Genomic DNA, 14,107 nt, shown 5'->3' with positions numbered 1-14,107 from the left:
AGCGTTAGCTATTCTTATTCAACGGCTTAGTCAGCCAATAATAACCTTTCTAACTGCTGCAACGAAGTCACCGTATAGGTGGGCTTAATATGCTCAGGGCAGCTTTGTCCCGGATGTTGTAACCAGCAGCTGTCGATGCCAAAGCGGTTGGCGCCCAAAATATCGCTGGCTGGCGTATCCCCTACCATTAATACCTTAGACTTTTCCGGTTCACCGAGCAGCTCAAAGGTATGGGCAAAAATACTGGGGTCGGGTTTAGCGCGACCAACCAACTCAGAGATCACCACGTGACTGAAACGATCGGCTAAGCCTGTATGCTCTAGACGGCGCTGTTGCAATGCTGCAAAGCCATTGGTGATGATGGCTAAGGTGCATTTACCCTGTAGCGCGTCGAGCAGTGAGCGGGCGCCTGGAAGCGGTAAGCAAATTTCGGCCATGGCATCCAAAAAGCCATCATTGAGCGTTTGTGGCGCCACATCAAGCTTTTCTGCCCAATGTTGAAAGCGCGTAACTTGCAGGGTTTTGGCGTCAATCTCACCATTTTGATACTGCACCCACAATGGCGCATTCAACTGGCTATAGTGTTGATAATCTTGCTCGGTGAAATCAATACCGTATTGCGCAAAAAGCTTTTCTAGGCCCAATTGGGCATTAAAACTAAATAGGGTTTCGTCGGCATCAAAAAGAATATGGCTATAACGCATTAGTACAACTCTGGGTGGTTAAAAGGCGCCATTGCAAGTAACAAGGCTTGAGTATAACTGCTTTCACGGGTGGCTAGGTGATTGGTAAGTAGGCCAATGGCACCCCCTTGTTGTTTAATATTTTTGGTGTTAAACAGGTCGTCCATCACTAATCCGAGCTCTTCGCCTTGCTCGAGACGCTGATAGACCTTTGCTGGCAGTGGTAAATTACAACTGCGACCAATGCTGGTTCGAGTATCTGAAGCGATCACTACATAAGCAAAAGTGGCGGCACCGTAATCAAACTTTGCCGCTCCCCCTTCCATGGCGCAGTAATAATCGGCTTGGTGATGTTGCTGCAAGAAGAGTACGCGGTTTTGCGCCCCCAGTCGGGTTTGCTCTTCTCCTAACGGTTGATCGGCAACTTGGCTTGGCGCAGCAATGCCAATACAGTCTATTTCTGCGTGGCTAAAATACTGCTGAAAAATACGCTTTGCTGCGTTTATTTTTACCGGGTTTTTCGAACCCACTAACACCGTGAGTTTTTCCATCTTGCCTACCTGTGCGCTGAAAAACGACAGTGTAAAGGCTGCTGAGTAGAGGTGCAACTGCCTCGTTAGATGGGTAAATCCACAGGGGCCATATTTTCATAGGCGCGCTTTTTTACCAGCAGCTCTCTTATTAGTGGTGTTAGCACTAACTCCATGGCTAAGGCCATCTTGCCACCGGGCACCACCAGTGTATTAACTCGAGACATAAAGCTGCCTTCTATCATTTGCAGATAATAAGGAAAATTGACTTCGTCGATGCCGCGAAAGCGGATCACCACAAACGACTCATCCAATGATGGAATGTCTTTGGCGCTAAAGGGGTTCGAGGTGTCAACCGTTGGCACGCGCTGAAAATTAATATGGGTACGGGAAAACTGCGGCGTAATATGATTAATATAATCATCCATAGAGCGCACAATAGACGACATCACCGCTTCTTTAGAGTGACCGCGCTCACTGGTATCGCGGATCAATTTTTGGATCCACTCCAAGTTGATGATAGGCACCATGCCAATTAATAAGTCAACGTGGCTGGCAACATCGTGCTCTGGGGTCACCACACCGCCATGAAGGCCTTCATAGAATAGCATGTCGGTGTCGTTATCCAGTGCTTGGTAGGGGGTAAATGTGCCTGGCAGCTGATTGTAGGGGACGGCATCATCAAAGGTATGCAGATAACGGCGCACTTTGCCATTACCGGTTTCACCATAGCTTTTAAACAGCTCTGCCAAGGCCCCAAAATCATTGGCCTCCTCACCAAAGTAGCTAATGTGTTTCCCTTCTTGCTGGGCTTCACGGCGCAACTTATCCATTTCTGGTCGCGTGTAGCGGTGGAAACTGTCGCCTTCAACATAGGCAGCCTTAGTATTCAGGCTACGGAAAATATGTTTGATGGCGCTGGTGGTGGTGGTGGTGCCGGCACCAGAACTACCGGTGATCGCGATAATGGGGTGTTTATCTGACATCATCTTGCCTACAAATTTGTGCTGCGTTAATTCGATGTTACGCGAAGACAAGTTTTTGGCAAGCTTTGCTTGTGAACCTAGCTTGGGTATCATTGCTACAGTAAATTAATAACGAAAATTATAATCGCAAGGAATTAGTCATGCTTACATCATTTCGCGGCAAGTTTGCAGCAGGCCTACTGGCCGCGCTCTGTAGCTTACCTGGGGCGGCACAAATGCCAAAAAGCCAAATCTGGCTGGCCGAACTAGAACCCGCTTTTCATGCCCGCCCCATTACCGATGATGGCGCTTACCATAACCAGCCTGTGGTGGTGGACAATGGCGTTTACTACACCAAGGAAGTGATTGCTGGCGACACCCAGCAAACGGATCTGTTTTTTTATAACTTTGATGAGCATGCCACCAGCAACCTCACTATGAGCCCTGAGTCAGAATACTCACCGACTTTACACCCCAATGGGGAAGGGCTAAGCACTATTGTGGTGGAGTCGTCTGGCGCGCAAAGACTGTGGTTCTACCCGTTTGATAGCAACCAGCCACGCCAGAAAGTATTTGAGCACATCAAGCCGGTGGGCTATCACGCTTGGGGCGCAAACCAAGATTTAATTTTATTTATTTTAGGTGCCAATGAACACCTCCCTCATACACTGCAATACACCGACGCTCGTGGTCATCGACCAGAAATCATCGCCGAAGACATTGGCCGCACCTTAACCTTTAATGCCGCGCGGGGTGTATTTGGTTTTAGTTACTTGGTTAATAATCAAATGTGGTTTGCCACTTACCAGCCCAGTAACGACCATATTGAGCGCTTTTTTGCTTTGCCAAAGCAGGTGCAAGACTATACTTGGCTGGATAAAAACCGAATTGCCTATGCACTCGATAATCGCATCTACTACCGTGACCTTAGCGCGCCGAAAAAAGTGCATTTAATGAGTAACCTCTCGAGTTACTGTGAAACCAATATTTCTCGGATCAGCTTTCAGCAACAAAAACTGGCCTTTGTTTGCGCCAGTGGGGCAGACTAACCGCAGTAAACTTGTATACAATAACAAGCACTGCAAAATTAACTTATCAAGATAGGAAATAGTATGGCGATACTAGTCACCGGTGGCGCTGGGTATATAGGCTCCCACACCGTATTGGAGCTACTGCAGCTGGGCAAACAAGTAGTGGTGATTGATAACCTCAGCAACTCGCAACAAACCGCATTACAGCGAGTAGCAGAAATTACTGGCAAGGAAGCGATTTTTCATCAAGGGGACATTCTTGATAAGGCCTTTCTAGACTCTATTTTTTCGCAATATGCCATTACCGAAGTGATCCACTTTGCCGGACTCAAGGCGGTGGGGGAGTCAGTGCAAAAGCCCATCGAGTATTACCAAAATAATGTGCAAGGCACACTAACCTTGCTCGATGCCATGCGCGAGGCGGAGGTGTTTAAGCTGGTGTTTAGTTCATCAGCCACTGTGTATGGCGACCCGGCAAGCTTACCTATCCGTGAAGACTTCCCGGTTGGTGGCACCACCAATCCGTATGGTACCTCTAAGCTAATGGTGGAAATGGTGCTGCAAGATGTGGCTAAGTCAGACCCACGCTGGGCCTTTGCCATTTTGCGCTACTTTAATCCGGTAGGCGCCCATGAGTCGGGGTTAATTGGTGAAGATCCCAATGGCATTCCCAATAACTTACTGCCCTACATCTCACAGGTTGCCGTGGGTAAGTTGGCGAGCTTAGGTGTTTTTGGTAATGACTATGACACCAAAGACGGCACCGGCGTAAGAGATTATATTCATGTTGTTGACCTGGCGATTGGCCATTTAAAAGCACTGGAAAAAATCGCGGCAGCAGCAGGCACGCATATTTATAACTTAGGCACCGGCAATGGCTACTCGGTACTAGAAATGGTTACCGCGTTTGAAAAAGCCGCGGGTAAAACCGTACCTTACGAAATTAAACCGCGTCGTGATGGTGATATTGCCGCCTGTTACGCTGCCCCGGAAAAAGCCAAAGCTGAACTCGGTTGGCAAGCCGAGCGTGGTCTCGATGCCATGATGGTAGATACATGGCGCTGGCAAAGCAAAAATCCAAACGGCTACAGATAAACTCAAGATTGGCCGTTTCTTCTCGCCTTGGCTACTTATGGTTAAGGCGAGATTTCAATAAACACCCCAGCAATCAACTTTAGCTTCATAAAAATGTCACGCTGTTGTCACCTAAACTCGGTTAAATAATCTGGTATAGACCAGTTTAGAGGCAAGTTATGAACAACGATTATTTACTCCTGACGCCAGGCCCACTCAGTACCTCTCACACAGTGAAAGAAGCCATGTTGAAAGATTGGTGCACTTGGGATGATGAATATAACCAAGGGGTGGTGCAAGTCATTCGCAAGCAGCTTTGTGAAATTGCGGTGGTAGATCCACAATATCGCAGCGACTACAGTGCAGCCTTAATGCAGGGCAGTGGAACAGCAAGTGTCGAAGCGGCTATTGGAACTTTTATTCCTCAGTCTGGCACTTTACTGGTTATCAATAATGGTGCCTATGGTGCGCGTATTATTGAGATAGCCAATTATCTAAATATAAATGTGATAGCGCTCAACTTTATTGAAACCGAATTGCCGCAACTTGAGCAGATCTCACAAGCGCTTGAGCAACACCCTGAGATCACCCATGTGGCAATGGTACACTGCGAAACCACAACGGGTATGCTGAATCCGGCTAAACGCGTAGCGGAGCTTGTGAAACATCACAACAAAGTAATGATCCTTGATGCCATGAGCAGTTTTGGTGGCATTGAGATGGATATGCACGAGTGGCAAATTGATATCCTCATTAGCTCAGCAAATAAGTGTATTCAAGGAGTCCCAGGTTTTGGCTTTGTGATCGCAAAAACCGCGCTTTTGGTTGCCTCTGAAGGACAAGCACGTTCGCTCTCTTTGGATCTCCACGCTCAGTGGAAAACCATGGAAAGCCATCACGGTAAATGGCGTTTTACTTCACCAACGCATGTTGTCAGAGCATTTGCCAAAGCACTGGAAGAATTGGCGCAAGAGGGAGGCGTCTCTGCGCGATTTAAGCGTTACAGCGAAAATCAAAAGCAGCTCGTTAGTGGCATGAAAGCCCTTGGTTTTGAAGCCTTGTTACAAGAAGCCATGCATTCACCTATTATCACTTCTTTTTACTCACCAAGTGACGAAAGCTATGACTTCAAACACTTTTACGAAGCATTGAAACAAAAAGGGTATGTGATTTATCCCGGTAAAGTATCAAACGCAGATTGCTTTAGGATTGGTAATATTGGCGAAGTGTATGCCGCAGATATTACTGGGCTACTTGAAGCTATCGCACAAGCAAAATACTGGTAAACCATCAGAGTAGGAGCCGCTTTACGCGGCGATGGGTTAAGGGGGTTACACCCCTTTAGCTAAATAAATGAGTAGGGAATCTTCAATCGCGAAAGCAATATACTGGTAAACCGTTAGGGTGGGAGGCGCTTTACGCGGCGATGGGTTAAGGGGTTACACCCCTTTATCTAAATAAATGAGTAGCGAATCTTCAATTGTGTTAACGATGGCCTAATCTGGACTGTCACCTCCCCATAAAGTGATTCTGCACTCATTAAAGCATGAGGCTAACTAAGAAAAATCACGCTATACCAAATCGCAGAACATCGCTGTGCTAACAGAAGCTAGAAAGTCTCTGGTGTATGTAATAAACACCGCGTAAGCAATGGTCGTATTCCAATATAAATTAAACATTAGGGTATTGAGTTATCCATATATCATCGCACCCACGCTGTTTGTATATTTCAACAGTTTTTCTGATCAACTTATCAGCAATTGATGCCAGTGCATCTGACCCCCCAGAAATAGCACCCCTCTCATAAACATATCTACTATCCACAAAAACTTTGCGGTATTTTGTAAGCATGTCTCTAGTAAAGTCACTTTCAAACAAGCGCTTGATATCTTTTGGTAGTGAATCATAGAGGCTCAATAAATCATGTTTGCCATTACCTTTTAGGATACCATCAGTTTTTAATTTATATTTTTCGTTTATTTGCCCTTCATTACCGGATACTTCAGCATGAAAGCTTTTAAACAATATTTCTAACGATAGTGCTGCGTGAACAATTGAAACAGTTATATTGTGTTGCCACATCAATTTGGACGATAAGAGGTATGCATAGGACGTTTCTATCATGTGAGGAGCCATAATCCATTCATGCACTTTTTTCATTAGCTAATTCCGTATTTCCAATCTTGTTTTCTAATGAGGGTTATTCGCAACTGACTTTATCAATCAAGCCCCACGTTTAAACATCATTGTGGCTAAAGTGTAACTGTGTTATTCGGCTCAGATCTAGGCTTTTAAGTCGCTCATTAAAATTAGCCATCTTGATGTTCCTTGCAGTTGTCAAATGTGGGAGTACCGAATTTAAACTTAGCGCTATTTCTAAAATAGGACAACCGCAGGTGATAGGAAAGGTTGTCGTGCTAAAGCACGACCTACGTGTATGAGGGTTACACGCCCTCAACAATCATCTCGATGGCGTCATGGAGCCAATATTCAATATTGTAATCCACCAATGCTTGCTCGGCGTCATAGCGGGCGCGCAGTACCTTTAAGCAAGGTGCGCCGTTGTTCTTTTCTAATTTGTCGGCAACATCATCGGGTAGCACGGTGACGCTTATCACGCACTGTTCAAAGCTGACGTCAACTTGGTAGTGGGTCGACATCACTTCTGTGATAGAACCATCCAGCGGTTGGTTATGTAAGTCGGCAAAACGTTCGGCTGCACAATAGATCTGTTCCATCATGATTGCGCGACCATCTAACGCGCGTACTCGGGTTAATTCATACACCGGCTGGCCGTCAAAATATGAGTCGCTAAACTCAGGGGCAGTGGAAGGAAGATTGATTGCTACCACTTGAGTTGTTGGCGTAAAACCCTGCTCAATGGCAAGGTGGTTAAAGTTCACTTTTTTAGCTGGATGCCATTTGAGTTTTTCCGGCGTGACAAACCAGCCGCGACGCTTTTGGCTAAAGATAAGTCCTTCGGCTTCTAGTCGTGCAAGGGCTTCACGGACGGTGATCCGTGTTGAGCTAAATGTTTCTTGCAGCGCACGCTCTGAAGGCAATTTAGCACCGGGCGTCATGCTGCCAGCGGCTAGCAGCGTTTGGATATGGTTTCGAATACGTTGATAAAGCAGCATAATAGAGTCGATAAAACCTTTTGTGACAAGCTTACTATCGTTTTATGACAGGATAAATATGACTTGTAAAATCAGATTGGCCTAACTCGCCAAATAGGCTTCTATCTGACTAAACCAATAACTGCTAGGTAAAACGGTTAAACACGGATCTTTTCCTAAATCATCAAAACGGCGCAACGCGATAATGGCATTCACTTTATATACTCCTGCTTCACGTTCGGATCTAATTTAGCTGCGCTGCCACTAAGCTTGCTTAGCCAAACATCGAGTTTATGCGGTGGCATATTGTTATCTTCTGCGTTTTCTTTACGGCGAATGGCATTTCTCACCATTAAAGCCCCCGCGGTGCGAAATGGCTCGACGGGGAACTGTTTAAGCGTTTGGTTGACTAAAGCGCAGTGACGCCAGTCGTTCTGTTGGTTAAGCAGTAGACTCGCTAAGATTTGCCCACCTAAATAGGACTGCACTACGCCGTTGCCCGAGTAGCCGCTGCCATAAAAGACATTAGCTTGACCATTTAAGTGACCAAAGAAAGGCATGCCAGAAACACTTCGGTCTGAGGGGCCGGTCCAGGTTCTTTCTATCTCAAGCTGGTGATGTGCAAAGAAATGGCTAAATGAGCGCTCAAGAATGGCTTGATAACGGCTAGCGCGGTGAAAGGTGTCTCTCACTTGGTTATTGAAACTAAAATAGTTCCCGCCTTTGCCAAGCATTAATCGACCGCATGAGGTGGTGCGGTAGTAATTCACAAAAATACGTGCATCAATCACCGGAGCACCATGGTTCAACCCCATTGTCGTAAGCTTTTCAGGTGCTGGTGTGGTGATCGCCATATCGCTCGAAACCAACACCACGCTGCGAGAAAATTGCGGCAATAAGCTTGGCAGCCAAGCATTAACGGCAAACACCAGCTGATTGGCTCTGATCTCGCCTTTGTCTGTGGTAATGGTTAGTGTGTCTTGGCCTTGGTGCTTTAGGTAGCGGGTGTGTTCAAATACCTTGACCCCAAGGGTTTTTGCCACCTTCATTAGTCCACGCACAAGCTTGGCGGGTTGAACACTACCCCCGTGGGGGGAGTAAATTCCAGCAAGGTTGGCATTAGAGCCGGTTGCTTGTAACTGCGATTTATCCAGTCTTTGCCACGCATTAAGCTGGTGTTGCTCGAGTAGGGTGATAATGGGGCCAAAGGCATTGCGCTGGCTGTGATTTGAAGCCGTATAGTAAGCACCATCAACACGGCAATCACATTCAATCCCGTGTTTACTGGTAAAGGCTTTAATATCATGAACGGCCTGCTCTGACTGGCGTACTAAAAAGCAGGCTTGCTCTAAGCCAAACTCTTTAATTAAGCTGGCAAATTTAGTCGACCATGTCAGCATAGCTCCACCATTACGCCCCGAGGCGCCTTGTCCACAGAGGTCTTTTTCAATAATGGCGATATTCAGCTCAGGTTTTTGCTTTTTCAGCGCTATGGCTGTCCAAAGGCCAGTAAAGCCGCCACCTATGATACAAACTTGGGTATCCAACGCGCCATGAGGCGGCGCGCTTGCTGCGGCTTCAATATCGGTTTGAGTGATTGCTTCATCAAACCAAAAAGGCTGAAAACGCATTACGGGCGCTCTCCACGGGCGATACGAGCAGAAATATCCACCAAGACCATTTCGATGTCGGCAAGTGAATCAATCACATAATGCGCACCGGCCTCGCCAAGCTGCTGATAGGCACTCAGTGAGCGTGCTCTTTGCTCTTCGTGACTGAGCGCAGTCCATTCTTCTTCGCTAAGCCCCACCGCATTACCCGTTAACGCAAGTCCAACGGTCCACATGCCGGCATTTAACCCCTCGCTAATTCCCGGTGCGGAATCATCGACTTTTACGCATCCTGATACGCGATTTATTCCAAGTTGTTGTACGTTTTCTAGCGCCATCCAAGGGCCAGGGCGAGAGCCAGCCACGCACTCATCACTGGCAACCACACAATCTGGCTGGTAACCATAATCGGCAGCGGCAGGCACTAGTACGTCCATCACCGGCTTGGGATACCCAGAGCAACTGCCAATCTTAACGCCTTGTTGTTGCAAACGTTTGATCACCGCAAGTACGCCCGGAATGGGGGCTGCTCGGTCGGCGACTTTTGCTTGCTGAAGTGGCATAAAGGTTTGATAAATATGGTCAACATCTGCCGCACTCGGTGCCTGACCAAATTGCGTTATCCAGCGGGTGCGGACGCTGTCCATTTGCAGCAAGGTATTAATGTGATCCCATTTGCCCATACCCATCGGGCCGCGCGCTTCAGCTAAGGAAATATCAAATTGATACGCCTGCTTAAATGCTTCAACAAAAATGCTGGTGGGGGCAATCGAACCATAGTCGACCACAGTACCAGCCCAATCCAAAATTAACGCTTCAATGTGTTTCATGTTGCTAAGACTCCTAGCTAGGAAATATGTGATGATAGTGCCGTGGTGCTTACTTGCGTTGACGCCTTACGTGGTCGCTTTAATTTCACGGCAAAGTAAATAATTGAGCTCAGGACCAGGGCGCTTGCGATAAACGCTACCCAGTAGCAAGCCATGGTAAAAAAGTGCAGCCAACTGAGCTCCGGTGTGGCAAAGGTTTTATAAAGCAAAATGCCCACAGAGCCGATGTAGCCCGCCGAATCCGCCAGATAAATCAAAAAACCGGCGTTCGCAGTTGAGCCAACCGCTGAGATCATGCGGTCAAACAAAAGGCAGTTATAGGGGATATAACTGATATAAAGACCAGCTCCCAGCAGTACCATCCACGTTTTAGGATCGAGACTTTGGATCTGGTATAAATAGGTGCTGCCAGCCAGCAGTAAAGCCCCGAGTAAAACAAAGCCATGATTGGCAAAAAATGCGATACGGTTATTTTTAATTAATACCAAAGCGGCAAGCGCAATGAGTACGATAAAGGCGATGCGGATCCCGGCATAAGCAAAAATCGCGGGCTCTTGCCCATATCCTAAGGCCTGCCAGATCTCGGCTGAGAAGTTATCTCTAAAGTCACGAAAGCCAGTAAAGAGTAAAAAGCTAAGCACCAGTACGGTTATTCCAAACCAGTACTGTTTAAAAAACGCCAGTCTTGCCTTACCATCCATTGGCGCGCGCTTTTGTCGTAATTGCTCATCCTCTTGTGTGGGCTCAGGAATACTATTAAGACAAGCTACGCTGAGTACAAGCAGCGGCAGAAAAATCGCTCCGGTTGCTGCCGGCATCCAAAGTTCAGGCACGTTGAGCTCGGTCACCAGCCATTTGCCCACAGTTCTAACCAACCCAGAGGCAAGAATAAAAGTCACGCTAAGTACCGCACCTAAGATTTCGGTGGTTTTACGACCTTCTAAAAAGCTAAAAACCAGCCCCCAGATCATGCCAAGGGAGAGGCCATTGGCAAACAGCCAAACCAGATTCCAGCCCGTGGGGGTGATGGCAAATAGCACCAGTGCAATCTCAGCAGTTAAAATCATGCCTAAAATTGCACGGCCGCGATAATGATGCTGCACTTCAGCAATCACTTTAACGCCGATAAATTTCGCGCATAGGTAGCCAAACACTTGCGATAGGATCAGGGCAATTTTAAAGCTAACAACCCAGCTCGGGTCATCAAAGGCTTCATAGGTATTGACCGAAAATGGCTTACGAAAGGCGTACATACAAAAGTAAGTCATAAACGCACTGGTCGCGGCGAACAGGACAAAGCCGAAACCTTGGGCATCCTTTAGCCAGCGCGGGCGGGCGTTAAATAGTGTGATCTGCAACATCATAGGATCCTCGGTAATTCGAGGGCAATCCTATGCGAATTGCCCATCAACCGGTTTATATCAATTGGCTTAATCAAGAGAGCTTGGATTAAAATTGATAGTTAATGCCGACCATACCGCGGATACCATAGTATTCCACCTGTAATGGACGACCTTGCTCACCTTGGTAGTACTGCAATGCTTCGTTGGTGAGGTTACTCAGTTCTAGGTAAACTAACGTTTGTTCATTAAGTTGGTATGACGTCGTAAAGTCGACGCTGGTGTTGGCGCCATAGTAGCTATCCGATTGGTTATCGCCACCGTGCTCTTCGATATAAGCCCCTTTATGATTAAGCGCTATTCGAGCTGCAAAGCGGGTGTTGTCGTAATACAGCGTAAAGTTGTAAAGCTCATTGGCTTGACGTGGTATAGCCACTTTTTCTGTGCGCTTTGGGATCTGCATTTCAGAGTCCATAAAGGTGGCATTGGTCATTACCCCAAAGTTGCTCAAACTGTCAGAAATAAACCCAAGGTCGCGATTAAACGCCAGTTCAATGCCCGCAAGCCAAGCGCTATCGCCGTTTTCAGGACGGATGATGGTCACGCCTTGCTTGTCGTTGTAATTGCCAACGCTGGTGGCTTGGAATATAGGGTCTTGGATATCTTTGTAGAATACCCCCGCCGAGACCAAACCAACGCGGTCAAAGTAATGTTCTACCATCAAGTCGAGGTTATTTGAGTACGTAGGGTCGAGCGCTGGATTTCCTGAATTAAGCTGGTTGTCCTGCTCAAGGTAAGTTGCGCCTGGTGTTAATGAGCCAAAGTCAGGACGGGCAAAGGTGCGAGTTAGTGCGAGGCGATAATTGGTATCGTCATTGGCACGATAGGTAACATGAAGTGCGGGTAATATTGACCAATAGTCATTGCTGTTGGTGGTATCAACAACTTTGTCTTCATCGGCCAAATAGGTGTAGCCAGACACTTCGGTATCGGTGCGGGTAACGCGTAAGCCACCTAATACTTCCCAGTTGTCGCTGGCTTGGTAAGTTGCCATGCCGTAGAGCGAGGTGTGGGTTTCTTCAACATCAAAGTTTCTGCCCAGTGCTCCACCGTTGCTGATGAGTGCTGATTCACCCGTATCCAGCTTAAACTTATTACGATTTTGCGTCCAAAACTGAGCAAGAGCATCGGTGGAAGCCACCTGTGACAACTGCGTGCGATAATCAAACTTGGCTTCGCTTAAGTAATCGCTGCGACCGGGTTGATCGCTTAGCGCAAAGTCTGCAAGCGTTGGCGCTGCGCCATATTGTTCGCTGTCCCACGCGTAAAACTCATCGGCAAAGTCAGCTTTACGGACTTTGTCACGGTATTTTGCCCCAAATTTAACGGCTAGCTGGTTATTATATTGCCAGTCAAAGTCGGCATTAGCCACCAGTCTATCTTTTTCGTTGACGTAGACCTTGTATAGCTCAACCCAAGACAAGCCCATTTTGCTGGGATCGAATGTAAATCCTGAGGGCAAGTGATTACTAATGGCGTTCCAAGGATCGCTGCCGCCGTCTACTTGGTTGTAGGCATAATTTTTACCGGTATCGCGGTCTTCAAGTCCAACATATCCCACATTTTTTTGATCAAAACGGGCGACAAAATAGCTGTTGTCATCGCTGTTGGGTTTGTCGTCATAGCGGAACTCATTTTCGTAGGTCGCGAGTTGCCAAGAGAGCGTTTTATCAAAGCCAAAGTCATGTTCACCCGCAATTTCAAAGCCTTGCATTTCGGTGATGAGTTCGTTGCGAATATGCTGCAGCTCAGCACGGTCTTTATCAAAACGCAGTCTGTGCTTATAGTGGGTTTCATCGTCAATCAGTGTGCCATATAGCGCGCTGGCGCTGAGCGTGCCGCTTTCAAGCTGATATTCCATCGAGCCATTTAAGCCATAAGTTTCACGGGTTCCGGTATAATCACGCAGCTCTAAGCGATAAATACCTAAGCCATCGTTACCACGACGAGGCTCATAGTTATCGGTTGCCCAATCACGCTGCCACGCTGTGGCGTTAATGATAAAACCTAGCTTGTCGTCAAGTAGGCGGTCGCCGTACACCACATTAGCAGAATAATTTGTGCCATCGGCCAGTTCGTTTTGGCCCACAGCAAGGTTGGTTTTGAGAATAAAATCATCAGCGCCTTTTTTGGTCACGAAATTAACATTACCGCCAATCGCATCACCTTCCATGTCGGGAGTAATAGCTTTAGACACTTCCACAAATTCAATCAATTCGCTGGGAAAAAAGTCGAATGCCGTGGCGCGGCTGGTGGTTTCCTCTTCCGCGGTGGGGAGGCGGTTACCGTTAATGCTGGCCGAACTCCATTGTGACGGTAAACCTCGCACTGCAACAAACCGGCCTTCACCTTGGTCACGTTCTATCGACACACCTGGAATACGTTGCACGGCTTCAGCGGCATTTCTGTCTGGTAACTTACCAATTCCATCGGCAGAGATGATACTTTTGATATTGCTGGCATTTTTTTGGTTATTTGCAGCGGCCATTTCGCCACGGAAGATTTGCCCAACGGTGACCACTTCTTCCATCGCTTGTTGCTGATTTAATAAGATGGGAGACAACCTAGTGACTTTGCCATCAGCTACCTCAACCTCAAGCTCAGTTTCCTGATAACCCATATACTTCACGACTAAGGTGTAGCGACCGGCATCCAGTTTTGGCAGCTCAAAGCGACCACGATAATCAGATACAGTGGAAACATCTTGGCCTTTTACCGAGATAACGGCGCCAGATAGGTTACTTTGTGGGTCTTTTACAACACCAACGAGTTTACCTGTCGCAGCATATAGACTGGGGCTGGTGGTGAGTAACACGGCAGCAGCGATTTGGGTTAGTTTTTTCATTGCTCTTTTCTCAAAAGTTTGGG

12 protein-coding genes are annotated in these 14,107 nt (G+C 47.1%); 3 read left to right on the top strand and 9 right to left on the bottom strand.

What is annotated here, in order from left to right; all coding sequences use genetic code 11:
* Window positions 1-26: 26 nt before the first annotated feature.
* The 3 genes from yjjG to R3P39_RS11255 form a co-directional block, all read right to left on the bottom strand.
* The gene (gene yjjG, locus R3P39_RS11265; RefSeq protein ID WP_336567559.1) at window positions 27-704 is read right to left on the bottom strand and encodes a pyrimidine 5'-nucleotidase; all 678 of its coding nucleotides are present in this window, start codon (window positions 702-704) and stop codon (window positions 27-29) included.
* Window positions 704-1,234, bottom strand: a complete 531-nt coding sequence (gene yjjX, locus R3P39_RS11260; protein WP_336567558.1) for an inosine/xanthosine triphosphatase — start codon at window positions 1,232-1,234, stop codon at window positions 704-706. Before yjjX ends, yjjG begins: the two co-directional genes overlap by 1 nt.
* Window positions 1,235-1,299: 65 nt before the next feature.
* Complete coding sequence (locus R3P39_RS11255) at window positions 1,300-2,199, bottom strand: phosphoribulokinase (RefSeq protein ID WP_336569298.1); 900 nt, start codon at window positions 2,197-2,199, stop codon at window positions 1,300-1,302.
* A gap of 140 nt (window positions 2,200-2,339) precedes the next feature.
* Here R3P39_RS11255 and R3P39_RS11250 point away from each other — a divergent pair, with 140 nt between their 5' ends.
* The 3 genes from R3P39_RS11250 to phnW all read left to right on the top strand — a co-directional run bounded on the left by R3P39_RS11250 (window position 2,340) and on the right by phnW (window position 5,569).
* Window positions 2,340-3,227, top strand: a complete 888-nt coding sequence (locus R3P39_RS11250; protein WP_336567557.1) for a hypothetical protein — start codon at window positions 2,340-2,342, stop codon at window positions 3,225-3,227.
* A gap of 63 nt (window positions 3,228-3,290) precedes the next feature.
* Complete coding sequence (galE, locus tag R3P39_RS11245) at window positions 3,291-4,304, top strand: UDP-glucose 4-epimerase GalE (RefSeq protein ID WP_336567556.1); 1,014 nt, start codon at window positions 3,291-3,293, stop codon at window positions 4,302-4,304.
* A gap of 158 nt (window positions 4,305-4,462) precedes the next feature.
* Window positions 4,463-5,569 carry a 2-aminoethylphosphonate--pyruvate transaminase gene (gene phnW, locus R3P39_RS11240; protein ID WP_336567555.1) on the top strand — a complete coding sequence of 369 codons (1,107 nt, stop codon included), beginning with the start codon at window positions 4,463-4,465 and terminating at the stop codon, window positions 5,567-5,569.
* A gap of 385 nt (window positions 5,570-5,954) precedes the next feature.
* Here phnW and R3P39_RS11235 read toward each other — a convergent pair whose 3' ends face one another.
* The 6 genes from R3P39_RS11235 to R3P39_RS11210 form a co-directional block, all read right to left on the bottom strand.
* Window positions 5,955-6,443, bottom strand: coding sequence for a hypothetical protein (locus tag R3P39_RS11235; RefSeq protein ID WP_336567554.1), 489 nt, complete (start codon window positions 6,441-6,443; stop codon window positions 5,955-5,957).
* Between the two features lie 284 nt (window positions 6,444-6,727).
* Entirely contained in the window at window positions 6,728-7,420 is a 693-nt protein-coding gene (locus tag R3P39_RS11230; RefSeq protein ID WP_336567553.1) for a UTRA domain-containing protein, read from the bottom strand.
* 191 nt (window positions 7,421-7,611) lie between these two features.
* On the bottom strand, window positions 7,612-9,030 hold the full coding sequence (locus R3P39_RS11225; protein WP_336567552.1) for an FAD-dependent oxidoreductase: 1,419 nt from the start codon (window positions 9,028-9,030) through the stop codon (window positions 7,612-7,614).
* The gene (phnX, locus tag R3P39_RS11220; protein WP_336567551.1) at window positions 9,030-9,839 is read right to left on the bottom strand and encodes a phosphonoacetaldehyde hydrolase; all 810 of its coding nucleotides are present in this window, start codon (window positions 9,837-9,839) and stop codon (window positions 9,030-9,032) included. The genes R3P39_RS11225 and phnX overlap by 1 nt, the downstream gene beginning before the upstream one ends.
* Window positions 9,840-9,856: 17 nt before the next feature.
* Window positions 9,857-11,203 carry a DUF5690 family protein gene (locus R3P39_RS11215; protein WP_336567550.1) on the bottom strand — a complete coding sequence of 449 codons (1,347 nt, stop codon included), beginning with the start codon at window positions 11,201-11,203 and terminating at the stop codon, window positions 9,857-9,859.
* 85 nt (window positions 11,204-11,288) lie between these two features.
* A complete protein-coding gene (locus tag R3P39_RS11210) occupies window positions 11,289-14,084 on the bottom strand; it encodes a TonB-dependent receptor (protein ID WP_336567549.1) in 2,796 nt (931 codons plus the stop codon).
* Between the last annotated feature and the right edge of the window lie 23 nt (window positions 14,085-14,107).

Source organism: Pseudoalteromonas sp. UG3-2, assembly GCF_037120705.1.
GTDB lineage: Bacteria > Pseudomonadota > Gammaproteobacteria > Enterobacterales > Alteromonadaceae > Pseudoalteromonas.
This window is presented reverse-complemented; position numbering and strand designations above follow the sequence as displayed.

Coding starts and splice junctions, on each gene's coding strand:
- yjjG (WP_336567559.1), bottom strand. CDS start 704: ATGCGTTATAGCCATATTCTTTTTGATGCCGACGAAACCCTATTTAGT.
- yjjX (WP_336567558.1), bottom strand. CDS start 1,234: ATGGAAAAACTCACGGTGTTAGTGGGTTCGAAAAACCCGGTAAAAATA.
- R3P39_RS11255 (WP_336569298.1), bottom strand. CDS start 2,199: ATGTCAGATAAACACCCCATTATCGCGATCACCGGTAGTTCTGGTGCC.
- R3P39_RS11250 (WP_336567557.1), top strand. CDS start 2,340: ATGCTTACATCATTTCGCGGCAAGTTTGCAGCAGGCCTACTGGCCGCG.
- galE (WP_336567556.1), top strand. CDS start 3,291: ATGGCGATACTAGTCACCGGTGGCGCTGGGTATATAGGCTCCCACACC.
- phnW (WP_336567555.1), top strand. CDS start 4,463: ATGAACAACGATTATTTACTCCTGACGCCAGGCCCACTCAGTACCTCT.
- R3P39_RS11235 (WP_336567554.1), bottom strand. CDS start 6,443: ATGAAAAAAGTGCATGAATGGATTATGGCTCCTCACATGATAGAAACG.
- R3P39_RS11230 (WP_336567553.1), bottom strand. CDS start 7,420: ATGCTGCTTTATCAACGTATTCGAAACCATATCCAAACGCTGCTAGCC.
- R3P39_RS11225 (WP_336567552.1), bottom strand. CDS start 9,030: ATGCGTTTTCAGCCTTTTTGGTTTGATGAAGCAATCACTCAAACCGAT.
- phnX (WP_336567551.1), bottom strand. CDS start 9,839: ATGAAACACATTGAAGCGTTAATTTTGGATTGGGCTGGTACTGTGGTC.
- R3P39_RS11215 (WP_336567550.1), bottom strand. CDS start 11,203: ATGATGTTGCAGATCACACTATTTAACGCCCGCCCGCGCTGGCTAAAG.
- R3P39_RS11210 (WP_336567549.1), bottom strand. CDS start 14,084: ATGAAAAAACTAACCCAAATCGCTGCTGCCGTGTTACTCACCACCAGC.